Consider the following 24,091-nt stretch of genomic DNA (forward strand, 5'->3'; position numbering starts at 1 on the left):
ATTGATCACGTTTTAAATACTTGCTGAAGCAGGTGAACAAAAATCAACTACTCAATAGACATTTACATTGTAAATGTGTGTTTCCTAACTGCTATCATCACAGCTGAGATATCTCTACAAAGCATAATTATTATTAGATACGCGCTTTGGCTCAGCCTAAGGATCTTGTATGACGACTTCAATATTAATTTGTGACGACTCGGCGCTGGCGCGAAAGCAGATGGCCCGGGCGTTACCTGCCTCCCTTGAGGCGACAGTGACCTTCGCGGTGAATGGGTTGGAGGCGTTGCGCTGTCTCGAAGCGCAGCAGTTTAATCTGATGTTTCTGGATTTGACGATGCCGGAAATGGACGGTTACCAGACGTTGGAAGCGATACAGCAACGGGGGCTCGACATCCCGGTGATCGTCGTGTCGGGCGACATTCAGCCTCAGGCCCAGGCAAGGGTCCAGGCCCTGGGGGCAAAAGCATTTCTGAAAAAGCCGGTGGATAAAAGCCAGCTCAAGGGACACCTGAAGGCGTACCTCGCCACCGAGCCTCCCGGTCTGGATACCGTGATCCAGCGGGTATCGACGCCGGCATTGAAGCGTCGGGATATTTATCTGGAGGTGGCAAACGTCGCGATAGGTCGTGCAGCAGATGCCTTGGCACGCCACTTCAACGTGTTCGTCAATCTGCCGCTGCCGAACGTGAATGTTTTCGAAGTCAGTGAGTTACAAATGACTTTGCGTCATTTGGCCAGCAACGCCCAGATGTCAGGCGTCTGCCAGGGGTTTAGCGGAGAGGGCATAGCCGGGGAAGCCCTGGTGCTGCTGAGTGATTCGAGCATGAAAGATCTCACCGCCATGATGAATTATCCCGTTGAAGACGAAGGCGACTGTGAGCTTGAGCTGCTGATGGACGTCAGTAATTTAATGGTCGGCTCATTTTTAAAAGGGCTGGGACAGCAGGCGGAAGTCAAGTTCCTGCAGAGCCATCCGGTATTACTGGGACAGCACCGGCCGATTGAAGAGATGATCTCGTTAACCGAAGGTAACTGGCGCAGAACCATGACGTTCGAAGTAAGTTACGGCCTCGAAGGCACACAGATCAAGTGCGATATGCTGCTGATGTTTGTCGATGAATCACTGCCCCTGCTTGATAACAAGCTGTCATACCTGATGGATGAGGACTAGACCATGTATTCGCTACCTGCAGAATTTGAACAGTTTCACTGGATGGTCGACATGGTGCAGCATGTGGATGTCGGGTTGGTGGTGTTGGATAAAAACTATACCGTCCATGTCTGGAATGGCTTCATGACCCACCACAGCGGGATACAGCCCCATGACGCGATTGGAAAAAACCTGTTCAGTGTGTTCCCGGAAATTCCGGTGTTCTGGTTTAAAACCAAGTCGAAACCGGTGTTTGAACTGGGTTGCCGTAGCTTCGTGATTTGGCGTCAGCGCCCTTTTTTGTTTAAGTGCCGCAATGTCCGGCCGATCACCCAGCAGGCACCATTTATGTATCAGAACGTGACCCTGAACCCGATGACGTCGCCGAAAGGTGAGGTGGACTATTTGTTTATGGCTGTTGAAGATGCGACGGCGGAAGCCATGGCGGAAGGGAGTCATTTGCGGTAAGGCGCAAAAAAGTACCAGTCTCAAACTGGAGAAAACCGTGAGGAAGTTTGATGTTTGAACCGTTTGTCAACAACCCATAACGGTTCTCAGTATTGAGAAACTTCGGTTCATATTCTGATTTTAAAAGGTTTTTCTCCATTTCAGATGTGCTGTTTGCTTGTCAATTGGTTGTTTTCGTTCTAAACCATAGTGGGTAGTGGTACGAAAATAACTAAGTAGGGATGTCTGATGATGACAAAAACGTTCAAAATTATTCCCCTTGCATTATTGGTATCGGGAGCCGTTCATGCGGCTACGGAGAACCCATGGTATGTCGGTGCGCGTATCGGTGGGACGAATTACGACAACTTTGACAAGGCACTGGATGGAGAAGAAAGTAATTTCGGAAAGGATGACTGGGGTGGCGGTGTTTTTCTCGGCTACCAGCAGAACGACTGGCTGAGTTGGGAAGGTGGCTATACCTATTTAGGCCAGGCTGACTACAACAATGGCGGTGGTGGCGTGGAAGTCCAGGGGATCGACCTCGTGGGTAAATTTACCTGGACGGTATCACCGGTGGTTGATCTGTACGGCAAGCTGGGTGGTTACATCTTTGACCTCGACAACAGTGTCAACAATCAGGACGAACAAGGTCTGGCGGCAACGGCCGGGGTTGGCGCGGAATATTTCTTCAATGACAGCTTGTCTACCCGTTTAGAGTATCAGTATTACCACCAGGTGGGTGACAGTGATCCCGGTGAGACAGACATCCACTTCTACGGCGTCAGCCTAGTCTATCACTGGGGTGCTCCGGTGCCGGTTGCGGTGATCGAACCAGCGCCGATGCCGGAGCCTATGCCGGAGCCGACGCCGATGGTAACCAAGGTTCCGGCGATTAGTGTCAACTTGCCCTTCGCGTTTGACAGTAAGTCGATCTCGCCCAAAGATATTGAGTTGATGAAGCCGATTGCACAGCGTTTGACGGAGTATCCGGATTCCAAGCTGTACGTCGTCGGCCATACCGATTCCCGGGGCACAGAAGCGTACAACGCGAAATTGTCTGAAGAGCGGGCCGCAGCGGTTGCTATGTATCTGAAACGTCATTTCGGACTGACGCAGGATCGGATTGTGGTCCAGGGTAAAGGCGAAAGCGAGCCGATTGCGCCGAATACCACCGAAGCCGGTCAGGCGAAAAACCGCCGGGTTGAGGTCTATACGCCAGGGTTTGAGCTGAGAAATTAACTGCAAGTTGGCTTGAGCAGGGGCCTGAGCGACTGCGAACGATGGTGAAGTCGTGTTATTCGGATTTACGCCGTCAGTTCAGACCGGAACGGCTGCAAACATAATTGGCATGTAAATCCGAGTGTTTTCAGACACTCGGATTTTTTATATGTGTTCCTCCATGCGCTGCTCGGGTGTACGTCGAAAATTATTTTTTGCTTGATAAAAAAATCATTAAAAGTGTGATTTAGGCTAGACAATCGGTTGCGTAATCGATATCATCACGCCCCGAAAAATGATGTTGGTCAACCCACGACCCCAATCAGCAACTGATCCTGTCAGTTGTCTTTCTTTTTTTCTAAAAGAGGGAGACATAAAAAGGATCAGAATCATGTCATCAGCGACTTCTTCGGTTGAATCTTCAGCCCGCACCAGTTCACAAACCGCAACCTGGCAAACGAAAGCCATACTCAGCGTAGCTTTTTTGATGGCGACCACTTCGGTCGGCCCGGGCTTTTTGACGCAAACCGCCGTGTTTACGAACATGTATCAGATTGATATGGCATTTCCAGTGTTTGCTTCGATCTTTATCACCTTTGGGATTGTCATGAACCTGTGGCGGATAGTGGGGGTTTCTGGTCTGCGCATTCAGGATATTGCAAACCGTGTCGCGCCCGGACTGGGCTATCCGATCGGCATTTTGCTGGCCTTGGGGGCGGTTGCGTTCAACTTTGGTAACGTCAGTGGTTCCGCACTGGGCCTGCAAGTGCTGACCGGTGTAGACACCGGCTGGGGCGCTTTGTTTACCGGGGTGATCGGCAGCTTGTTGTTCGTGATCCATAACGCTTCGAAGCGTATGGATCAGATGGCAAGTTATCTGGGCCTGTTCATGATTGTCTTGATCGCCTACGTCGCGATGACCAGCTTACCGCCCCTGATGCCGACGGTTATCGCGGCGGTTGCCCCGTCCGATTTCGGCAATCTGTTGCTACCGACCTTGACCATTGTGGGTGGTGCGGTGGGCGGATACTACACCGGTGCGCAGCGACTGGTCGATATCGGTCTGAAAGGTGAGGGCAATCTCGGGGATATCAAGCGTACCGCGTGGGCAGGAATTTCGATTGCCGTGATCATCCGGGTACTGCTGTTCATGGCGATTCTGGGTGTGTTGGTGACCGGGGTAACGCTGGATGCGAAAAACCCGGCTGCGGATGCCTTTCGCCACGGAGCCGGTGAGCTGGGATACTACATTTTTGGCCTGGTGTTATTTGTCGCTTCGATTACTTCTGTCGTCGGAAATTCCTACATGGCGGTGTCTTTGGTAAAAACGTTGTTTCCGGCGATTGCCCGCAACGAAAAAGCCTGGTGCGTCGGCTTTATTCTGGTGACCAGTCTGGGGACTGTCTTGATGAATATGCCGATCCTGCTCCTGATGCTTGCAGGGCTGGTGAACAGCATTATTCTGCCGATTGTGCTGGGAACGGTGCTGGTGGCGACAAAACGCAAAGACATTGTCGGTGACTACCGTCACCCGGTGGCACTGACCTTGCTGGGCGGTGCGATTGTGCTGGTGATGGGCGCGGCAAGTATCACCAATATCAGCAATTTCGTCGGAAAGTTCTTCGGCGCTTAATACCACCGCTGCCTGGCACACTCGCCAAACGGCATTGTGAAATTCAGAAAGCACAAATAAATCAGGAACACGGCCTAACCGTGTTCCTTTGTTATTTCTGCGCAACAGTTTCAGCCATGACAGGCTCAGTTGGCCGGACGCTGACAGTTGGGGCGCGGGGCGCTGTTGCTGGCTAATCGGCCGATTTCCGCTTTGAGATCACTAATGCGTGAAGCATGGGAGGGGTGGGTCGAGAGGATTTCCGGTGGTTGTCCCCGGCCTGAGGCGGCCGCCATATTCTGCCACAGCGTGATACTCTCATTGGGGTTAAAGCCGGCTTCCGCCATCAGGTGTAAACCAATGATGTCCGATTCGGACTCCTGAGCCCGGCCGTAGGGCATTAACACCCCGTACTGAACTCCCAGGCCCAGCCCGGCCATCGCGAGATCATGATATTGGGTACCACTGATCGCCAGGCTAGAAATCTGCAAACCGACATTCGCCAGCTGGCTTCGGGAGAGACGCTCATTGCTGTGCTGTGCCAGCACGTGGCCAATCTCATGGCCGATCACGGTTGCCAGCTGATCCTGCGTAGTTGCCACATTGAGTAAGCCGGTATAGACCCCGATTTTACCGCCCGGCAGGGCAAACGCATTCACCTGCTCGCTCTCAAACACCACCACTTCCCACTGACCGGGTTGGCTGCCGCCCAGCCTGGACGTGATCGCCTGGGTCACACACTGAACGTAACGGTTGGTGGCCGGATCCTGATTAATATTTTCCTGTTGTTTGATCTCCTCGAAGGAGCGGGCGCCCAGTTGAGACATGTCCTGGTTGGAAAAAAGCAACACCTGCTGCCGGCCTGTGGGTGAGCTGGCACAGCTTAAGAGAACGGCAGCGGCGGTACAGATAACAGCGGTGCGTATTGCGATCAGTAAATGCATGGTTCCGGCTCCTTCCATTCAATTATAGAAATAGTGAACGCATTGCTCACCTCTCCGGGTCGTGATCGGTAGTGGTTCGCCGGGCTGAGTGGTAACCTGTTGCGGTTTCAACACATTCTTCAATGATTGTAGGTATCAATATGTCGATATGGAAAAAGCAGTTTTCGCTGGAAAGCCTGAATCAGACGTCCATCAATACGCTGGTGGAGCATCTGGCGATTGAATATTGCGCGTTTGATGAAGAGAGCCTGAGCGCGGTCATGCCGGTCGATGCCCGGACCCATCAACCGTTTGGGATGTTACATGGCGGAGCCTCGGTGGTGCTAGCGGAAACATTGGGCTCTCTGGCGGCCAATATGTGTGTGGCTGAGGGGAAATACTGCGTCGGGCTGGATATCAATGCAAACCATATTCGGGCGGTTCGCAGCGGGATTGTCAAAGGCACGGCAAGGCCGGTTCATCTGGGCGCCACGACACAGGTGTGGCAAATCGAGATTGTCGATGAGCGGGACCGACTGGTGTGTACCAGCAGGCTGACGATGGCGGTACTCAATCATAAGAAGAAACCGCAGGAGGCTGAGGCACGATGAATGTGACTTTTTCTCAGGGGCGAATCATTGCCAATCAGCGGGAATTGGTGATTCGTCTGGAAGGCGCGGCCCGGATCACATTACAGGCAATGGTCGATGATATTCGGCTGATTGGCGGTGCGAATGTGGTCACGGCATCGGGAAGTGGTGTGAACTGGTCTGTTTGTCTGGATGATGAAACGCAATTGGCTGAGTTGGCAGAAGCAACTGGCATTGCTGTGGAATCTCGTTAAATTTTCAAGCCAATACAATTTTTTGCGAGAAGTGGCTCAGAAATTACAATTTTGTCTCAAATCTGCCCCAAACGTCTGGTAGCCCTGAATGAAATATAGGAGTCTCATTGTAACGAATAATTATAAGCATATGCGTTATTAGAATATATGTGTAGAAGGGATGCTGGCCCGGAGCCACAGGGCATCGCATGGGAGTGATTATGTTGAACCCACAGCTGAAGCAGGTTGCACAGCACACTTATCAAAGCCTGTTTGGTTGTCAACCCGAGCTATGTAGTTTTCAGGAGTCATTTTATGGTTGGGTGGTGTTCCTGGCGTCTCCGAAAGGCAAGGTGGTTGTAAAGTTTTCGAAAGAGGTCGGGCGGCTGGCCAAAGAGGTGAGTGCTTTATCGCGTTTATCGACAGTGATGGACTGCCAGATCCCCCGGGTCTTATTTTTTGGTCGGGAGGCCGGACACGATTACCTGATGCTGGAATGGCTCGACGGTGTGCCGGCGCATACATTGCCGGATGATCCCAAGCTGATCGAAGCCTTTCGTGAACATTATACTGACTTGCTGCTGTCGTTGCATGAGCATCGGGAAGCGTTGGGTTTTGAGCTGGCTGAAGATCAATACGAATCCTGTCTGATCCGGGCGTTTGAGGCCTGGATGCAGCCAGTGTACCGCTATGTTCTCAGTGATGGCTCTCCTTACTCAGCCCGATTGAAAGATCAGTTCACTCAGCTCTGGGGGCGGCGGGCAGAGATCCTGGCTCCCATCAATACGCATTCTTCGTTCACGCATAATGATTGTCATGTCGGGAATGTGTTATTTCAACCCCAAACCGGCCGTGTGGCTGTCCTGCTCGATCCGTTGGATGCCGGCTTTAAGCACCGGGAATTTGATGTGTTCCTGCTCGACGATGTCCGCCCGGATCTGAAGCTGATCGAACGGTATCATCAGAAAATGCCGCCTGCGGCAGGTTTCACGTGCCGACGCTGGTTTCTCAGTTTATGGCAAGATGCCAAGCATAGCCGGAATATTGGTTGGTATGATGAGCGTTGGTTGCTGACCAAAATGGCGCAATTCGAGCGGGCTTACGCCGGCGCTTAAACTTGCGAGTCAAGGATCTCTCTGCATATTATTGTGTTAAGAGGATGCTTTGGGGTGGAGAGTATGAGGATATTAACGGCCTGTGTTTTGACCATGATGATAGTCGGCTGTGCCCGGCAGGCTGCTGAAAAACAGGTTTCTGCACCAGAAGTGACGGAAAAACCGCCGTCAGAAACAGTGCCTGTGGCGCCGGTTGTGATCCCGCCTGCGCGACCGACGTCTGTCCCCCCGACAACACCGGTGATGAAACCTTCCCCTGAACCTGTGACCCCGACGCCTAAGCCTGCGGCAAAGCCGGCCCCGAAACCGGCTGTTGTGCCGGTTGTAACCAAAACACCGGACGGCAAGTTGATTTTAGGAGCAGAAGAGTGGCTCTGGCTCGATTCCAGTAAACAATATGAACGTGTGAAAGTGGACTCCGGTGTGAAATTATCCACACTGGGGGTTGCAGATTTGCAATCCTTTGAACGGGATGGGAATGATTGGGTTAAGTTTAATCACAGCGGTAAATCAGCTGAGCTACCGGTGGAACGTTGGATTAAGCGCAAAAACGGCGACCAAAAGCGACAGGCGGTGGTGAAAGTCCGGGCCAAGCTCGGGGAGCTGAATGAACTGACCGAATTTGCCCTGACTGCAGGCCAGGGGATCGTGCTTGGTGTGAATTTTATTCGCGATGTCGCGACGGTGGATACCTCGAGAAAGTTTGTACAACCGAAATCCAAAAGATAGGTCGCTCATGACAATGGTCATGATACAGGCAGGGTGAGTCACAGGATCAAATGGCCGGGAACGCCACCCGGCCTCATCAATGTACGGGGTCGCTAAGGCGTTTCGACCTCAACCTCGTAGCTGGTGAATTTACGGATATTAATCACACCGGTATCAAAGATCAGGTACTGGCCCTTGATCCCCTGTAGCTTGCCTTCAACGACCGGGTTCTTGTCAAAGTTATGCGAGCTGATTTTGGTCGGATATGCTAAAACCGGGTAGCGAATATCAACCAAGGATTCATCGAGCCGTTCAACAGCATCTTCACCATACAGAGCCAGCAGTTCATTGAGCCGCGCTTCGATATGCGGCATCAGGCGAGTCGCTTCGGCCTGCAAATCGATATCACTGTTGTCGCCTTTGAGCATGGCGCGCCAGTTGGTTTTATCGGCCACCAGTTCGGCCAGCGCAACTTCGATCAGTCCGGATAAATGACGGGTTTTGACTTTCAGGATCGGCAGCGCCTGGGTCGCACCTTGATCAATCCAGCGGGTTGGGAGTTGGGTATGGCGGGTGATCCCGACTTTCAGTCCCGAGGTGTTCGATAGGTAGACATAGTGCGGGACCATGCAGTGGGTGTCGCCCCAGTCAGGCTCACGACAGGTGCCCTGGGCATAGTGGCAGGTTTCTGGTTTCATGATACACATATCGCAGCGTGCCAACTTCTTCATGCACGGGTAACAGTGGCCCTGGGAATAACTTTTTTTGGTTTTCCGCCCACAGGCATCACAGTAGATATTCCCGGTATAGCTTAACTTGAGCACTTTCCCGATCAGTGGGTTCAGTGGCAGTCGCTCGTCGCCGACGGGAAGGGTGTACGCCACCTCATCGTCCAGCGTGGATTGCATTTTGCTCAACGTACCTAACATTGCATCCTCTTGAAATGATTTTCATCCGGGACCTGTTGTACGGTCCTCATTGTTATCGGTCGTTATACAATGCCATTTCGGTATTTGGTAGGGAAATAGCATGCCTTTTTAGGGTAACCAATATTTGCCGACCTGGATACCGGCGGCCTGTTTGATCGCTCAATAAGAGTCACATCCGGTTTGAAAACAGCGGATTTGATATGCACTCGAGTGAATTATTGTAAATGTTTGTAAGTTTAGAGACGTGTATGTTTACTGAAGGTTACGGCTTGGTATGATTCTCTTATCCATAAAAACAAAGAGATGGAAGAATAATGATGAAGAAAGTAATACTAGGTGGTGTGTTACTCGCAGCAACCAGTGCTTCAGCGATGCCGTTTGAGAAGCCGGAAGATGCCATTCACTACCGTCAGTCGGCCTTCAGCATGATTGCAGCGAATTTCGGTAATATGGCTGACATGGTCAAAGGTCGTCAAGACTGGGACCAGGCAAAGTTCAGCCAGCGGGCGCTGTTTGTGTCGCAGCTGACGATGATGCCGGGCGAAGCCTTTGAAATGAAGGGCTCAGATAAAGGTGAGACCAAAGCACGTCCGGAAATCTGGTCGGATTGGGACGGTTTCTCTGCCAAACTGAACAAGTTCCAGTCAGATATGGCGAACCTGGCAAAAGTGTCTACCGAAGGTGATCAGCGTGCGACCATGAAAGCGTTTGGCGTTGCTGCGAAAAACTGCAAGTCTTGCCACAGCGATTATAAATACCGCTAAGCTGGCAATGCCATACAGGCTGCTGTTGATAGCAAGCTGCTTTGATAACAGGTCGTTTGTTGATAGCAGACAGTTTGTAATTAACGTGTCGATGAAATGGCGCGGATAAATAAAGGGTAAAGCTCAGGCTTTACCCTCTTTTGTATGTGCCGATCAGAACAGGTAAGGGATGATGTCCTGAGCAAAGTTGACATAGAGTACAGCGCCAATTCCAGCGAAAATCACCCAACCTAGCAGGCCGTTGCGGAGTTTAGGTGCTGATGCTGCCGGCAGTGGTTTGGTTCCGACAATCATCGGCTTGATCAGGTTTTCCTTTTTGAATAAATACAGCATGATTGCCCCCAGATGTAATCCGATGGCAGCCAGAATCAGATTGAAGTTCAGGGCATGGAGCAGAGTGAACAAACTGCTGGTATCGGCCGACACATACCGGGCCAGTGGTCCTTCAGAGACAATATCGTCATTGGCGAACAATCCGCTGGTGAGCTGGAAACCCAGCAGCAGGAAGAACGTGATCACCATGTAGCCGCCAGCGGGATTGTGGCCGACAACGGGTGTCGCGTCGCCGGTATTGCGGCGGATGGACCGTAAATAATCAATCACTTTACCGGGTGAATGGACAAAATGGTGAAAGCGCGCAGTATCGCTGCCAATCAGCCCCCACAGTAACCGGGTCAGCAAGAGGGCCAGGAGCAGGTAGGCAATGGCAAAATGCCAGTCCATCAAACCCTCGGTACCGGTATACCACAAGCCAACCACGGACAGTGCCTGAAGCCAATGGTAACCGCGAACAAAACCGTCCCAAATCGGCGTTGGTGTTTTCATGGTCTGTATCTCTCAGGTTAGAGTATCGAATGGCGGTATTTTTACAAAAATCATACTTTTACACCATGATATTAAGCGCATGTTTTCATATCTTTACAATTTGTTATGCCGATCGGACGGCTTGGCTTTTTCTCACTGAGTACTGGAGGGAAGCGGATTGAAAACAGCCATGCGTATCGGGTTGGAGTAGAGGCACAGCGGTCATCGAACAAGAGCGCCCAAAAAAGCCTGCGGGCAGCAGGCTTTGGGGAGCGATATGTCCGAACGGATGCATCGGTCAGCGGTTTTGAATCCGGTTGTAATCCAGCAGACCGGAATCAATGGGCTGGTTTTTGCGATACAAGGTGTTGAGGGTATCACTGAATGCCCAGAAGTTCGGATCGGTTCGGCGTATGGCAAAGCGATCGAGCAACGCCTGGTATTCCCGCTCGGTGTGAACGGCATTGGCCTGAGTCGCCAGTGCCGGCAACTCTGCTTCCGTCACATGCCAGAAAGCGCCTGGGTAGCTACCCAGCAAGCCGGAGACCAGCGTTACATCGTCTTGTTCAAACAGGCGGTTGGATTCCTCATCGAACAAGCTGGAAATGTTCTTGTGAGCACTGTTGCGCACCAGTGTAAACAGCTGAGGATCGGCGTTCGGTGACGACGGCTCTACCATGATAAACGTCAGTTCCGGGAACAGGGTTGCCTGAGGGCCCTGAAGCTGATTCAGACGGCGAAGCGCACGCATCGCCTCCGGGCTGAGTATCGCATTGTTGAGGGCATAACGCTGACTGCTCACCAACTGCACCCGCGCTTGAAGACGCTGGTAAAGCTCGGCCTTCGGATCACCGGTGGTAAATTTGATCCCCGATGGCTGGCTGAATTCATTGATATCCCCTTGCAGGAACTCTTCCAGCGGCCGACTGGCATCCTGGTACCAGTTTGCCAGCTCTTGATGGCGAACGGGGGCCGGCAGGAGCGACAGGAAGTTCGACTCGCCTTCCATGCGCAGGAAATCCATATACATCCGGGTGATCAGCTGGTGGCCAAAATTCCCGTAGACGTCAAAGCCTGCCACCAGCAGGTAATGGATCCGCTCCAGCAGTGAATAATCCATGACCCAGGCTGTTTTCGGTGGTGTACCGACCAGGCCTTTGGTGACCGTGGCACTGTCAAAGTGACGGAAGACTGTCAGCACCGCGTGATCGTTATGGTCGTCACCGTCCCAGATCAGCTCGGTGGTTAAGTGCTCACCATGCTGAAACGTTTTATTGAGCAGCGCATTTTTGGCTCGCAAAAAGCGACCCTGCTGCTTGGAATAGGCGATCCAGTTTGCCAGGGGCAAGGTATTACTTTCATTTTCGGCCGGCATACTGAGGTTCTTGGCCTGAGCGTCATAAAACTGGTTGACGCTCGGAATATCCGCCATGTTCGGATCGACAAAGAAGACCCAGAACCGATCGTTAATCACATTTAGGGCCAGTTGACCCCGGCAGACCGGACCTTTGATAAAGCCGCGGATGGTGTTCTGGGCGTTATCAAGCATAAAGCGATACCGGGCATTGGCCGGTAGCTGGCTGAACGAGCGCATTGGATTGGCGGCCACTTCGGGCTGGTAGCCCGGCAGTGTGCTGACGGTGTATTCCGGCTCGAAGAATAATTGCTCATAGCGTGCCATCTTTGCAGCGCTTAAGGCATACGGCATATGGGTCTTATCAACAATGGTTTCGCGAACCTGGACAAAACGGTAGTAGACGCGATCCGTTTGCGGATCATCAAAAGGTCTGCGGGTTGCAATCACGTCGACAGGTTGTCCCGGCGCCGTTCGGGAGCGGACCAGTTTGAAGAAGATCGGCTGACCAGGTTGTTTCTCGAAATAAAGGTGAGAGACAAACAGGTGCTCATAAATATACCGGCTGACCAGCTGTGCTTTGAGCGAGTTGCCGTTCAGGAAGCGTTCCCATTGCTGAATGTCAGCCTGGATCGCCGCCGACGGCGGTTCGACACCGGCCATCGGCGCCCCGGCAGCCAGCCAATCCATCAAGAGCTGATGCTCTTGCGGCGCGATGTGCGGCAGGCCGTAAGGCATGCCCCATTGCGGGTAATTCTGTTCATATTGCGCCATTTCCTCAATGGTCGGGCATTGCTGATCCCGATCCAGGGAAAAATCCCACTGGGTGCTATCGAGCACGGTTTCACCCGGTAAAGGGTGGGCTTGCTTCAACTGGAGCATTCGGGCCATGACCCCGGCCTGGGTGTTGGCCTCCGGGGACTGGTTTCGTTCATTGAGTACCGGTGTAAATCCTTTGTCGCGCCATTGTGCGGTAGTTTGCGCATCAATGAACATGCGGGTGGTATTGGCCGCCAGCAGGCGGGTGCCTTCGTAAACTTTCTCTTTGCTGGCGCCGCGATCAATGCCTTCCGCCGAGGACATTTTCAGCTGGCAGGGCGCATCGTAACAGGCATGGCAGACCACACAGCGGTTCTCGAGCACTGGTTTGACTTCGTTGAGATAGCGCTGTGCCATTGGGGTCGCGGGTGGGACAAAACGCTGTTGCGGTGTTGGCGTACCATACAACTGGTCATAGTTGAAACCGGCATAGACGGCACAGCCGGAAAACACCAAGGTGCCGCAGGCAAGGGCAAAGCGTTTACTGTTTTTGAGAAAAGATAAAGACATGAAAATGCGCTGACAGATGGACATCAAGCCATTGTAAAGCTTGTCAACTGAGCAGCTCAAGAATTTATTTTAACATTGTTCAATTAGATGCGATGACTTGTAGATGCGATGAATTGCTGGGGCGGTGGGAGGGATTAACAGAAAAAAGGAAGCTTGGCTTCCCTTTTTCGATGGAGCTTATTTCTCGATGGCGATTATTTCTCGAAAATAGCCAGGAACTCGCGTTTCATCGGCGGGTGACGACGTGCTTTTTTCAGCTGCTTGCACATGTCTTTCACACAGTTGTGCAGCACCTTATCCAGCATCACAGCTTTATAGTCAGTGAATTCTTCGTCAGTCATATCGTCTGGTTTGCCGTTTTCTTCCATTTCACCCAGGAAATCAATGCCGGAGTAGCTTTGGCTCAGGGCAATCAGGGCGTGGAACTGCTCGAAGTTATCCAGAACGTTTTGGGCGCTGGTCGGCATTTGGTCCCAGGCTTCGCGGGAAATCGACTCAGAAGCTTTGTACACGTTCACTAGCATGTCCAACAGCTCTTCAGGCACTTTCTCAAACGCAACAACCTGGCTGAGCTCCGGCGAGCAATCGTCCAGGGTCAGTTTGGTTTCTTCAATGTTCAGTTCTTCTTTGTTTTCAATGTCAGACATAGCTATTTCCTGCATTGTGAATCGATTTTTAGAGGGGGCATCCTATAGAGCTGTTTTTAAAAGTCAACACTCCACATACTGAAACGCGGGCTCGGGCGATCTCTGCACCAAGTAGAGAGCAATGGCTTCAGGAAAAATATAGCAATGGCTTGTCCATAACGTGTTTAGTCAGACGTGAAAGTTGCAATCTGTGTCACGTTCAATTAAGTGCATTTGCTGAAGGGAGTAGATTCACTGGGTAATTTTTCGGTCTATGCTATAAATATAATCAGTATAATCTTTCTATATCAATGGGATGCTTACATGGATGCAATGCGTATTTTGCTCGTCGAAGATGTGCACCTGGAAAGAATGCAGTTGGCGATGCGGTTGCAGCGTCTTGGCCACGTTGTCGAGGCGACAGGATCGGGTCTGGAAGCGATTGAGAAGTACACCCAGTTTGATCCGGATTTGGTGCTGCTGGATGTCAGTATGCCGGATATGTCCGGCACGGAAGTCGCCAAACGAATGCGAGAGCTGTATCCCGACTGGGTGCCGATCATTTTTCTGAGCGGGCATGACGAACCGGAAATGATTGCGACGGCCATCGATATGGGCGGCGATGATTATCTGGTCAAGCCCGTCAATAAAATTGTTCTGGTTGCAAAGCTGAAGGCGATGCTGCGCATCGTCCAAATGCGGCGGGAACTGAAAACAACGCATGAACAATTAGCTTCGGCCAATGAACATTTGTCCCAATTGGTTAATGAAGATGGCCTGACGAAAGTGGCAAACCGCCGGTTTCTGGATCAGAAATTATCGGAGATGATTTCCTGGCATGGCCGGAATAATTTGCCGATGGCGATGGTCATGATCGATGTGGATCATTTCAAAGCGTTCAATGATTACTATGGACACCTGGAAGGGGATCGCTGCCTGCAAAGCATTGCGACAGATCTGAAAACGACCTTCAGTCGTGCCGGGGAGCTGGTGGCACGGTATGGCGGAGAGGAGTTTGTCGTTTTGCTCAGCCATTGCGACAAAACGCGGGCGGTGAAAGAGTGCGAACGTCTGAAGCAAAGCGTTCAGCAGCTGGAAATTCCGCACTCCCGGTCAACCACCGCTGAGCTGGTGACGGTCAGCCAGGGAATGGTGTCCTGGGTACCAACCGGACTGGAAACACCGGAAAATATGTACGAAATCGTTGATAAGGTGCTCTACAAAGCGAAAGAGCAGGGGCGGAACCGTTTTGTCGCGGCGGAATTTACCTGAGAAAGAGACGGGGATCACTGCGGCCGGGTGGATTGTTTGTTTTGTAATCGGTTGATTCATGAAGTGCTTGTCGTTCACGGGAGGCATGCTACTCTGCCTTTTATCAGTGCTGATCCCGCTCTGGGTTGTCAAGCCGAGAGCGGAATCAGTATTGGTATAAGAAGGAAGAAGAATCATGGATATTTGCTTTTCACCGACTGAAACCCGTGTGGTTGGTTGTTTGCTGGAAAAGGAAGTCACGACACCAGACCAATATCCGCTGACCCTTAATGGACTGACGACGGCGTGTAACCAGAAGAGCAACCGGGATCCGGTGATGTCGCTGGACGAAGCGACCGTGATGGACACGCTGGAAAGTTTAAAAGCCAAGCGTTTCATTCAGGAAGTGACCGGATTCGGCAGCCGTGTCGCGAAGTATCAGCACCGATTTTGCAATACCGAGTTCAGCACCCTGCAGTTTAAGCCGCAGGAGAAAGCGGTGATTTGTGTCCTGCTGCTACGCGGGCCGCAGACCGCAGGGGAACTGCGAACCCGAACCAATCGCTTGTGTGAATTCACGGATGTCAAAGAAGTTGAAACCGTGCTGGCCAAGTTGGCCGATCCGGAGCAGGGCGGGTACCTTGTCAAGTTACCGCGTGAAGCCGGAAAGCGGGATTCACGCTACATGCACCTGTTCAGTGGCGATATCGATCTTGAGTTAATGCAACAGGGTGTTCAGAGCACCGCAATTTCCCCGTCGGCGTCGGATGAACGCATTGCAGAGCTGGAACAAGATGTCGCGGCATTGAAACAGGAACTTGCAGCGCTGAAAGCACAGGTTGCGCTGCTGGCAGGCGATTAATTTATTGAACCCGACCCGTTCTGTGACTGGAGCGGGCTGACTCAGGCCCGGCTTCGTCCGGGCTTTTATGCGATCAACTTGAATTGCCATCGAAGCTTGTGACTGAAAACCGACAACGTCAAGAAACCACTAATGCTGAACGAAATGATGCGGTGCGCTGGTCTGTCTATTTGATCCGGACGGCAACCAATCAATTGTATTGCGGCGTGACCACAGATGTGGCACGACGATTCAGAGAGCATCAGGGCAGCCCGAAAGGGGCTAAGTACCTGCGGGGAAAAGGCCCGCTCCACCTTGCCTGGGCGGCGCCGGTTGGTGAAAAGCGAACGGCGATGCAACTGGAATATCGGATTAAACGACTCACCAAAGCCCAAAAAGAGTCTATTGTGAACCACACGCTGACTTGGCAGACCCTGATGGAGTAGTGTTCGTTTGCCGAGTATGTGTTTGAAGTGATGTACGCCGGAGTCAGCGATATAACAACGCTTTCCGGCGTTTCAGGATCTACTACGGGATCAACGATGCGGGATCATTTGCTGCGAGTCTCGCAAATGCTATTGCATCTTTATTTAATTTTCAGGTACTTAGTTATGGCACTGAAAGCCACCATTTATAAAGCACAGTTGAATGTTGCGGATCTGGACCGTCATGTTTATCTCGACCAATCGCACACACTGGCCTGTCATCCATCAGAAACCATCCAGCGGCTGATGCTGCGCCTGCTGGCCTGGGGACTGAATGCTGATGAATCGTTGCTGTTCACCAAAGGACTGTCCGATACCGATGAGCCGGATCTCTGGCGCCGTAATTTGATGGATGAAGTCGAGTTATGGATTGAGCTCGGGCTACCGGACGAGAAACGGATCCGTCGTGCGTCACACCGGTCGCAGCAAGTGATCATTTATACCTATGGTGATCAGGCGGCTTCCGTGTGGTGGCAGCAAAACAAAAACAAGGTTGCGCAGTTCGACAATGTTTCGGTGGTGTATATCACAGATGCTACTTTGGCTGAACTAGAAGCGATGGCGGAGCGGACCATGCAACTGCAATTGACCATTGAAGGGGAGCAAGCTTGGCTCAATGCTGCAGCCGGGAGCGCACACATTATCCCTGAGTGGTGGCGTCGCAGCGAGTAACTGCATGCTGCGCTTGGCTCCTGAGCCTGACGGGCAGCCATTGTTGGGCGGGTAAGTGCTGTCATGCTTGTTTCATCGAAGTGGGGCATGGTGGAGAAAGGATATCGAAATCAAGTAAGGATGAATGATGACTGCTCAAGTGCACACTCAAGCGCAGATTGTATGGGATTACCATTTACTCAACCACCCACTGGAAAAAGGCGACTGCCTGTTGGTGCTGTGCAGTAATGACATTCGCGTGGCCGAGCATGCCGCCCAGCTGTTTCTGGAGGGGCTCGCGCCCTACATGGTGTTCTCCGGTGGTGTCGGGCGATTAACCGCAGGTCTGTTCGAGCACTCGGAAGCAGAAGCGTTTGCTCAGGTTGCGGTGGACATGGGCGTGCCGGAGCATTGTATTCTGATTGAGCCCCAATCAACCAATACCGGCGAAAATATTCAGTTTTCCCGGGCATTGCTGGAAGCGAAAGGGCTGGATCCGCAGCGGATCATTGTGGTCCAGAAGCCGTTTATGGAACGCCGTAGCTACGCCACTTTCATGTGCCACTGGCCGGAAAAATCAGTCGTGGTGACATCGCCGCCGCTGAGCTTTGATGATTATCCGAATGAACAGCTTTCCTATTGTGATGTAATCAACGTCATGGTCGGCGATTTGCAGCGTCTTCAACGTTATCCGGCGCTGGGATTCGCGGTTGCGCAGGAGATCCCGACACATGTTTGGCAGGCTTTTCAGTCGCTGGTTGCGTTGGGCTTTGATGAGCACCTTCTTGAGGTTGAGGTTTAAAGTCGACTGCCTGTACCGACTCTGATGCAGGCAGACGATTTTAAAGGTCTAGCGCGTCACCATCTTCTGGATTTCTTTGGCGCGCGCTTCGTCGCTTTGTTCCTTCCGTGGTGGCACCATAATGCCTTTTTGGCACGCCGGACGTGCCGCAAGCTCACTGAGCCAGCGCTGCAGATGTGCCAGCCCTTCGATGCTGATCCCACTCCATTCATGAATGCGGACCCATGGCCAGGTGGCGATGTCGGCAATGGTATATTCCTCACCGGCAAGGTAGCGGTGTTCAGCCAACTGGCGATCCATCACTTCAAACAAGCGCCGGCCTTCGTGCTGGTAACGCTCAATCGCCGCGGGGATCTTTTCCGGAAAATAACGATAAAAGACATTGGCCTGTCCCATCATGGGGCCGACACCCCCCATCTGAAACATCAGCCACTGCATGACCTGAGAACGCTGTTTGGGATCAGTCGGAAGAAACTGGCCGGTTTTTTCCGCCAGATAGAGCAAAATCGCACCAGACTCGAACACGGTAAAATTGTCGTTCTCGGTGTCGATGATGGCCGGGATCCGTCCGTTGGGATTGATGGCTGTAAATGCGGGAGACTTCTGCTCCGCTGCCATTAAATCCAGCGGATGAACCCGGTACTCTATGCCCATTTCTTCCAGCGCGATGGATATTTTGTGGCCGTTCGGCGTCGCTGCCGTATAGAGTTCAATCATGACGCAAGCCTTAGCGGTTAAAGGATGGACGGCTGGTGACGCGCTGGTACCAGGCAAGCAGATGCGGCTGGCTGTCGTCGAGTTCGATATTCAGGTTTTTCATGAAGCTGCACAGGATCGCGGCGGTGATGTCGACGATTGTGAATTTTTCTCCGGCCAGATAAGGGCTTTGACTCAGGCGCTGCTCCAGCGTCGGCAGGAATCCGATCAAGCGTTGGCGCGACTCTTCTCCCCAGGCTGCGACGCAGTTTTCACGATCCTGGTAAATTCCGCTGATGTTGCGAAACGCTTGCATCGCGACCAACAGACCTTTCAACTCGACCACACGATGCCACATTTCAACCTGAGCTTTTTCCAGCGGTGTATCGCCAAATAGGGAGGTCTCTGCCGGGAAGGTTTCATCGAAATAGCGGCAAATGGCGACCGACTCGCAGATGGTGGTGCCGTCATCCAGTTCCAGAACAGGGATCAGGCCATTGAGGCTCTTTTCCCGAAATGAATCGCTCAGGTTCTCCCCACCGCGAATATCCACATGTTGTCGTTCGACCTCAATCTCTTTTTCAGCCAGAAATACGTTGACCCGACGCGCGCTTGGCGACAGTGCAAGTTCGTAGATTTTCATTATTCTTCCTTTATCAGAACGATCGTTTAGATTAAAATCTAATTCATATCAGAATGATCGGTCAAGAAAAAGATCGCTTGTTTAGCCGTCAAGAGAGGACAACATGGCCCGTACCAAGAATTTTGACCGCGAGGAAAAACTCCTCGAGGCAATGGCGCTGTTCTGGCAGCAGGGCTACGCCGATACATCGATCGCTGATTTGGTGAACCATTTGGGGATCAACCGTTTCAGCTTGTATAACGCCTATACCGACAAAGAAACGCTCTACCGGGAAGCGCTGGATTACTACCTGTACAAAATCTCATTTCCCAGGATCTCGCAGGCACTGCCTGAATCGGCTGGATTGGCTCAGTTAATTGATTACTTGAAAGATTTTGCCCAATTGCAACGGGAACAGCCCTGTGGTTGCTTTGTACAAAACGCCATTTTGGAGCGGGCATTTCGGGATGAGGACGTGCTGAAAGCTGGTGGGCTGTTGTATCAGACCTTGTCGGAGCGATTTCGCCAGGCTCTGGAAACCGCGCAGCAGTACCAGGAAATCAGCCCGACTCTGGATCCATTGGTCTTTAGCCATTTTTTGGTGATGCAGATACAGGGGATCCGTGTGCTGGGCAAGGCGAGACAGTACGAGATGATTGACCATGCGATGGCGGTGTTGCTGCAGGTGATTGAGGCGCAGCGGGTTCAGGCTCCCTGAGACAAGGAGCCTGACAAGTGGCGCTGGTGATGCTAGCGGGCGGCATTCATCCCTTGCTGCCAGAACGCGACTTCCATTCGGGTGGCGGTGCGGAAAATGTCACACAGTCGCTGTCCGCGCGTACTGCTCAGTGGAATTTCAGCCAACATACGATCCAGCCGCGCGATGGTTTCCTGGGTTCCGACCTGGAATTCGTCGCCACTGTAGAGTTCAATCCAACTGCGGTACGGGTTCCCCTCCAGACGTGTGGTTTCACGCTGGATGAGCTGATGCCCGATCACGGCGTAACCAATAGCGCAAGGGGCCAGCGCGGCGAACAAATCGACCCGATCGCCGGCCATCCCGGTATCCAGGACATAACGGGTATAGCTTACAGTACCGAAATCTTCCGGTTCCGCTTCCATATCGGACTCGGTCAGGCCCCATTGGCCGCAGTATTCCACATGGTGGTTCATTTCCGTATCCAGCAGGGCGGCCAGGCTTGGCAGCGGCTCCCGCATTTCTTCCAGTGTCCGGGACTTGAAAATGGCCAGGGCAAATGCGCGCGCGTAGTGTTTAAGAAACAAAAAGTCCTGCTTCAGGTAGTGCAGGTAGGCATGCTTATTCAGCTCGCCCGAGGCCAGCTGCTGGACAAACGGGTGCTCGATATAGTCCTGCCAGTCGTCCCGACAGGCGTTGATCAGGTCTTTGTGATTCATCGGTGTGTTCCTTGATGTCATGTGATTAGTAGGTCAGGACGTAATCTTTAGCTTGCGGGAGCGTGTGAATGATCTTGTGCTGCTTCATGAAGGCGGCATAGTCGTCATAACGCTTAAGCTCAACGGCACCCGGACGCAGAGCAAAACGGGTCAGCGTATCTTCCCAGGCCCGACGGTTGAGATCGTTATTGAGGGTGTCCGGCGCGTAGGCGACAAATTCCTGCCAGGCTTTCTCAGGGTGATTGATCAGGTACACGGTTGCTTTTTCAATCGCTTTGTTGAACTTGTTGATGGTTTCCGGATTGTATTTGTGTTTATTGGCCACAAAGATCAGCTCGTCATACGGCGGGACGCCATGTTCTTCCGGATAGAACGCGGTGGCTTCATAGCCTTCCAGTTCTAGCTGGTTCAGCTCGAAGTTACGCAGGCCGCCCCAAATTGCATCGACTTTGCCTGATGCCAGCGAGGAGGAGAGTGCCCAGCCAACATTGATGATTTTGACGGAATCCATCGAGACCTGATCTGAAGCAAGCATGGTGCCGATCGTGGCATCTTCACTGCCGCCGATTGCCACGCCGATTTTTTTGCCTTTCAAATCGGCGAGGCTGCGAATGCCGGATTTATCCAGCACAATCAATGAGTTCAGCGGGCCGGAAATGAGGGTGGCCGAGCGGACCAATGGCAGTTCAGCTGCGATGCTGGAGATCAGCGTACTTTGATAGGACACGGCCAAATCAATTTTCCCGGCAGCAACCAGTTTATCCGGAATGCTGGGATCAGCCGGCTCCTGAATCACCACTTCCAGTCCCTGCTCAGCAAACCAGCCTTTTTCCTGGGCCAGAATAATCGGGCCGTGGTTGGGATTGACGAACCAGTCGAGCATTAAGGTGACCTTTTCAGCGGCTGCCTGGAACGATGCCAGCGATAAGGAGATCGCGGCAACGCTTTGAAGTAACTGCTTTTTCATATGAATTTCCTGTTGATGTTATCTGTGTTATTGGTTTTGCCACGGAATGGCTTTTTTCAGCAGGCCGTCGGCAATGAAGTAAAAACTGATGGAGAAGAATGCCAGGATGAACAGGGCGGCAAACATCTCATCGACGAACATGCGGGCGTTGGCTTGCAGCATCAGATAGCCCAGCCCTTCGCTCGAACCCACCCATTCGCCGATGACTGCGCCGATTGGGGCCACCACCACAGCAACCCGAATACCCGAAGCCAGTGCCGGCAGGGCGGCAGGCAGGCGGATCTGCCACAGCAGCTGCCAGCGCGTGGCACCCATGGTGCGGGCCAGATCCAGATAGCCGGTCGGCGTTTGCCGCAACCCGTCGTAACAACAAGTGGTGACGGGGAAAAAGATGATCAGGGCGGCCATCACGACTTTCGAGGCAATGCCGTAACCGAGCCATAGCATCAGGATCGGCGCAATCGCAAAGACCGGAATGGCCTGGCTGGTGATCAAGATCGGCAGCAGCCAGCGGCGCAACGGGGCAAACAGCAACATTTGCAGGGCGAAAAACAGCCCCATCGCTAACCCCAGTAACAGGCCGAGTAATACCTCGGTGCTGGTGACCAGGGTGTGGTGCCAGAGCACATCAAACCGGGTGACTAGCTTGTTTAGCACTGCAACCGGTCCCGGCAGGATAAAAGGTGGCAGTGAAAACAGCATCACGGCAGCCTGCCAGAGACTGATAATCACCCCGAAGCTGATGAGTACCCGCAGTACTTTTCGGGAAAACCCGCTTCGGCTGATCGTCCGGGCCGACGCCGCAGGCGGCTGAAACGGCTGCAATGGCCGTTTGGTCATGGGCTCGAGGGTGTCCTGAGGAAGGCTGTCAGCCATAGTCACGCTCCAGTTGGTCAATAATCATCTGCTGGTGGGCCGCCATTTGCGCGTCAAATGATCGCGGCGGCACGGATTGCGGGACAGCCAATCGGGCCAGCTGTGCCGGGCTACCGGACATCAGGTAGATGTGATGTGCCAGCCGCAGGGCTTCCTGTGGATCATGGGTGATTAACAGCACGGTACGATCCTGCAATAACTCGGCGGCCAGGCTCTGTAGTTTGTGGCGGGTGACAGCGTCGAGCGCGGAAAAGGGCTCGTCCATCAGGACCAGTGGCTTGTCCTGCATCAGGGTCCGAGCCAGGGCCACACGCTGGCGCATCCCCCCGGAGAGCTGATCCGGTCTGACTGCATGGAAATCTGCCAGACCGACGGCCGCCAGCAACGACATCGCCCGGGTTGCATCCGGTGTTGTGGCGCCTGAACCCAGCCGCTGGCTGAGGCAGACGTTGTCCAGCACGGACAGCCACGGCAGTAACAGATCCTGCTGGGCCATATAGGCGACGCGGTCTTGCAATGGTTGCTCATCCGATGTGAGCAACTGTCCCTGCCAGAGCACCGCATCTCCACTCAGTCCGGCCAGGTGACGCAGCAGCGTGGTTTTTCCACAGCCGCTTTTACCCAACAGGCAAGTCCATTGTCCGGCCGGTAAGGTCAGGTTTAGATCATCGAAAACGGCGGTCGCTGCATCCCGGTAACGAAGCGAGGCATGATTCAGGCTGACCTGAACCGGGGGTGGGTGCCCCCCGACTGCTGGCGATAACATCATGCACGCTCCGGCTGGTAGTGCCCGTGAAAGAAGTGGTGAACCGGGCCGTGTCCGGCGCCGATTTGCAGTTCATCAGCATGGCGGATGGCTTCGGTGATATAGGTTTTGGCATGTTGAACGGCGTCGTTCAGTGCATAACCCTGGGCCAGGAAGGAGGCGATGGCTGCGGATAAGGTGCAGCCGGTTCCGTGAGTGTTGTGGGTGTCAATCCGTGGGTGACTGAAGCGGATCACCTGTTCGGCGCTGATCAGTAAATCGGTGCTTTCTTGTGTTTGGGATAGGTGGCCCCCTTTGAGCAGAACGGATCCGGCACCCAACCCGCGCAGAGCTTCGACCAGCTGCGCCATCTCGACTTCGGTCTGAGGAATATCTGTATTCAGCAGCGCGGCGGCCTCCGGCAGATTCGGGGTGATCACATCTGCCAGTGGCAACAGGGTTGATTTCAGGGTTTCAATCGCATCCCGTTGGAGCAGCAGATCGCCGCTGGTTGCAACCATGACCGGGTCAACGACCAGAAACTGAGGCTGGTACTGGCAAAGTTTATCCGCCACGGTCTGAATGATGGCGGCGTCACTGAGCATGCCGATTTTTACCGCTTTGACATCCAGATCACTGAATACCGTATCCAGCTGCTCGGCAACAAATTCCGGGGAAATATTGAAGATCCCGGTCACGCCTTGGGTATTTTGTGCGGTCAGGGCGGAAATGACAGAGCAAGCGTATCCGCCGGTGGCTGAGATTGCTTTGATGTCTGCTTGAATACCGGCGCCACCGCCACTGTCAGAACCGGCAATGGTTAACGTAATTGGTGTTGTTGATTGAGCTGCTGATTGAACGGCCATATCTACCCCTAACGATATCGCGCAGGGTAGCAGGTGTCCGGGATTGCCCGATAGAGCGCGGGCAG

At 52.9% G+C, this 24,091-nt stretch carries 27 protein-coding genes; 15 read left to right on the forward strand and 12 right to left on the reverse strand.

The genetic code is table 11. The features are described from left to right. Nucleotides 1-169 precede the first annotated feature (169 nt). The 4 genes from NH461_RS17670 to NH461_RS17685 all read left to right on the forward strand — a co-directional run bounded on the left by NH461_RS17670 (nucleotide 170) and on the right by NH461_RS17685 (nucleotide 4,454). On the forward strand, nucleotides 170-1,174 hold the full coding sequence (locus NH461_RS17670; protein ID WP_261603930.1) for a response regulator: 1,005 nt from the start codon (nucleotides 170-172) through the stop codon (nucleotides 1,172-1,174). Between the two features lie 3 nt (nucleotides 1,175-1,177). Then, entirely contained in the window at nucleotides 1,178-1,621 is a 444-nt protein-coding gene (locus NH461_RS17675) for a PAS domain-containing protein (RefSeq protein WP_261603931.1), read from the forward strand. Nucleotides 1,622-1,849: 228 nt separating this feature from the next. Further along, nucleotides 1,850-2,842, forward strand: a complete 993-nt coding sequence (locus tag NH461_RS17680; protein WP_315903262.1) for an OmpA family protein — start codon at nucleotides 1,850-1,852, stop codon at nucleotides 2,840-2,842. A gap of 370 nt (nucleotides 2,843-3,212) precedes the next feature. After that, entirely contained in the window at nucleotides 3,213-4,454 is a 1,242-nt protein-coding gene (locus NH461_RS17685; protein WP_261603932.1) for an NRAMP family divalent metal transporter, read from the forward strand. A 125-nt stretch (nucleotides 4,455-4,579) separates the two neighbouring features. On the opposite strand, the gene NH461_RS17690 is transcribed toward NH461_RS17685, so the two are convergent. Next, nucleotides 4,580-5,377 carry a M48 family metallopeptidase gene (locus NH461_RS17690; protein WP_261603933.1) on the reverse strand — a complete coding sequence of 266 codons (798 nt, stop codon included), beginning with the start codon at nucleotides 5,375-5,377 and terminating at the stop codon, nucleotides 4,580-4,582. Between the two features lie 140 nt (nucleotides 5,378-5,517). On the opposite strand from NH461_RS17690, the gene NH461_RS17695 reads away from it, so the two are divergent. The 4 genes from NH461_RS17695 to NH461_RS17710 all read left to right on the forward strand — a co-directional run bounded on the left by NH461_RS17695 (nucleotide 5,518) and on the right by NH461_RS17710 (nucleotide 8,023). Beyond that, nucleotides 5,518-5,967 (forward strand): hotdog fold thioesterase, encoded by a 450-nt coding sequence (locus tag NH461_RS17695; RefSeq protein ID WP_261603934.1) that lies wholly within the window; start codon nucleotides 5,518-5,520, stop codon nucleotides 5,965-5,967. Next, complete coding sequence (locus NH461_RS17700; protein ID WP_261603935.1) at nucleotides 5,964-6,200, forward strand: DUF3389 domain-containing protein; 237 nt, start codon at nucleotides 5,964-5,966, stop codon at nucleotides 6,198-6,200. Before NH461_RS17695 ends, NH461_RS17700 begins: the two co-directional genes overlap by 4 nt. A gap of 200 nt (nucleotides 6,201-6,400) precedes the next feature. Beyond that, a complete protein-coding gene (locus tag NH461_RS17705; protein WP_261603936.1) occupies nucleotides 6,401-7,294 on the forward strand; it encodes a phosphotransferase in 894 nt (297 codons plus the stop codon). A 63-nt stretch (nucleotides 7,295-7,357) separates the two neighbouring features. Further along, nucleotides 7,358-8,023 (forward strand): RimK/LysX family protein, encoded by a 666-nt coding sequence (locus NH461_RS17710; protein WP_261603937.1) that lies wholly within the window; start codon nucleotides 7,358-7,360, stop codon nucleotides 8,021-8,023. A 92-nt stretch (nucleotides 8,024-8,115) separates the two neighbouring features. Here the strand turns inward: NH461_RS17710 and NH461_RS17715 are convergent, their stop codons facing one another. Next, nucleotides 8,116-8,931, reverse strand: a complete 816-nt coding sequence (locus NH461_RS17715; RefSeq protein ID WP_261603938.1) for a DUF2797 domain-containing protein — start codon at nucleotides 8,929-8,931, stop codon at nucleotides 8,116-8,118. A 314-nt stretch (nucleotides 8,932-9,245) separates the two neighbouring features. Here NH461_RS17715 and NH461_RS17720 point away from each other — a divergent pair, with 314 nt between their 5' ends. Further along, nucleotides 9,246-9,695, forward strand: coding sequence for a c-type cytochrome (locus tag NH461_RS17720; protein ID WP_261603939.1), 450 nt, complete (start codon nucleotides 9,246-9,248; stop codon nucleotides 9,693-9,695). Between the two features lie 153 nt (nucleotides 9,696-9,848). Here the strand turns inward: NH461_RS17720 and NH461_RS17725 are convergent, their stop codons facing one another. The 3 genes from NH461_RS17725 to NH461_RS17735 form a co-directional block, all read right to left on the reverse strand. Then, on the reverse strand, nucleotides 9,849-10,520 hold the full coding sequence (locus NH461_RS17725) for a cytochrome b/b6 domain-containing protein (RefSeq protein ID WP_261603940.1): 672 nt from the start codon (nucleotides 10,518-10,520) through the stop codon (nucleotides 9,849-9,851). Nucleotides 10,521-10,797: 277 nt separating this feature from the next. Next, entirely contained in the window at nucleotides 10,798-13,182 is a 2,385-nt protein-coding gene (locus NH461_RS17730) for a fatty acid cis/trans isomerase (protein ID WP_261603941.1), read from the reverse strand. Between the two features lie 194 nt (nucleotides 13,183-13,376). Then, nucleotides 13,377-13,829: a DUF3069 domain-containing protein gene (locus NH461_RS17735; protein WP_261603942.1), complete on the reverse strand. Its 453-nt coding sequence runs from the start codon at nucleotides 13,827-13,829 to the stop codon at nucleotides 13,377-13,379. Between the two features lie 303 nt (nucleotides 13,830-14,132). Here NH461_RS17735 and NH461_RS17740 point away from each other — a divergent pair, with 303 nt between their 5' ends. From NH461_RS17740 to NH461_RS17760, 5 genes are all read left to right on the forward strand, one after another. Next, the gene (locus NH461_RS17740) at nucleotides 14,133-15,080 is read left to right on the forward strand and encodes a diguanylate cyclase domain-containing protein (RefSeq protein ID WP_261603943.1); all 948 of its coding nucleotides are present in this window, start codon (nucleotides 14,133-14,135) and stop codon (nucleotides 15,078-15,080) included. A gap of 175 nt (nucleotides 15,081-15,255) precedes the next feature. Then, nucleotides 15,256-15,921, forward strand: coding sequence for a YceH family protein (locus NH461_RS17745; protein WP_261603944.1), 666 nt, complete (start codon nucleotides 15,256-15,258; stop codon nucleotides 15,919-15,921). 98 nt (nucleotides 15,922-16,019) lie between these two features. After that, the gene (locus NH461_RS17750; RefSeq protein WP_315903263.1) at nucleotides 16,020-16,346 is read left to right on the forward strand and encodes a GIY-YIG nuclease family protein; all 327 of its coding nucleotides are present in this window, start codon (nucleotides 16,020-16,022) and stop codon (nucleotides 16,344-16,346) included. Between the two features lie 165 nt (nucleotides 16,347-16,511). Beyond that, nucleotides 16,512-17,057: a YaeQ family protein gene (locus NH461_RS17755; protein WP_261603945.1), complete on the forward strand. Its 546-nt coding sequence runs from the start codon at nucleotides 16,512-16,514 to the stop codon at nucleotides 17,055-17,057. A 127-nt stretch (nucleotides 17,058-17,184) separates the two neighbouring features. Further along, nucleotides 17,185-17,838: a YdcF family protein gene (locus tag NH461_RS17760; RefSeq protein WP_261604573.1), complete on the forward strand. Its 654-nt coding sequence runs from the start codon at nucleotides 17,185-17,187 to the stop codon at nucleotides 17,836-17,838. A 48-nt stretch (nucleotides 17,839-17,886) separates the two neighbouring features. Here the strand turns inward: NH461_RS17760 and NH461_RS17765 are convergent, their stop codons facing one another. Then, on the reverse strand, nucleotides 17,887-18,555 hold the full coding sequence (locus NH461_RS17765) for a glutathione S-transferase family protein (RefSeq protein ID WP_261603946.1): 669 nt from the start codon (nucleotides 18,553-18,555) through the stop codon (nucleotides 17,887-17,889). Between the two features lie 10 nt (nucleotides 18,556-18,565). Continuing rightward, entirely contained in the window at nucleotides 18,566-19,177 is a 612-nt protein-coding gene (locus NH461_RS17770; RefSeq protein ID WP_261603947.1) for a glutathione S-transferase family protein, read from the reverse strand. Nucleotides 19,178-19,280: 103 nt separating this feature from the next. Between NH461_RS17770 and NH461_RS17775 the strand changes: the two genes are divergently transcribed. Continuing rightward, nucleotides 19,281-19,874, forward strand: a complete 594-nt coding sequence (locus NH461_RS17775; RefSeq protein ID WP_261603948.1) for a TetR/AcrR family transcriptional regulator — start codon at nucleotides 19,281-19,283, stop codon at nucleotides 19,872-19,874. 32 nt (nucleotides 19,875-19,906) lie between these two features. On the opposite strand, the gene tenA is transcribed toward NH461_RS17775, so the two are convergent. The 5 genes from tenA to thiD are packed head-to-tail and all read right to left on the reverse strand — an operon-like array spanning nucleotide 19,907 to nucleotide 24,026. Continuing rightward, nucleotides 19,907-20,572, reverse strand: a complete 666-nt coding sequence (tenA, locus tag NH461_RS17780) for a thiaminase II (RefSeq protein WP_261603949.1) — start codon at nucleotides 20,570-20,572, stop codon at nucleotides 19,907-19,909. A gap of 25 nt (nucleotides 20,573-20,597) precedes the next feature. Beyond that, nucleotides 20,598-21,539, reverse strand: coding sequence for an ABC transporter substrate-binding protein (locus NH461_RS17785; protein WP_261603950.1), 942 nt, complete (start codon nucleotides 21,537-21,539; stop codon nucleotides 20,598-20,600). Nucleotides 21,540-21,566: 27 nt separating this feature from the next. After that, the gene (locus NH461_RS17790) at nucleotides 21,567-22,379 is read right to left on the reverse strand and encodes an ABC transporter permease (protein WP_410000137.1); all 813 of its coding nucleotides are present in this window, start codon (nucleotides 22,377-22,379) and stop codon (nucleotides 21,567-21,569) included. Between the two features lie 28 nt (nucleotides 22,380-22,407). Further along, nucleotides 22,408-23,181, reverse strand: a complete 774-nt coding sequence (locus tag NH461_RS17795) for an ABC transporter ATP-binding protein (RefSeq protein ID WP_261604574.1) — start codon at nucleotides 23,179-23,181, stop codon at nucleotides 22,408-22,410. After that, nucleotides 23,181-24,026, reverse strand: a complete 846-nt coding sequence (gene thiD / locus NH461_RS17800) for a bifunctional hydroxymethylpyrimidine kinase/phosphomethylpyrimidine kinase (protein WP_261603951.1) — start codon at nucleotides 24,024-24,026, stop codon at nucleotides 23,181-23,183. Before thiD ends, NH461_RS17795 begins: the two co-directional genes overlap by 1 nt. Nucleotides 24,027-24,091: the final 65 nt, after the last annotated feature.

Source organism: Photobacterium sp. TY1-4 (assembly GCF_025398175.1).
Taxonomy (GTDB): domain Bacteria; phylum Pseudomonadota; class Gammaproteobacteria; order Enterobacterales; family Vibrionaceae; genus Photobacterium.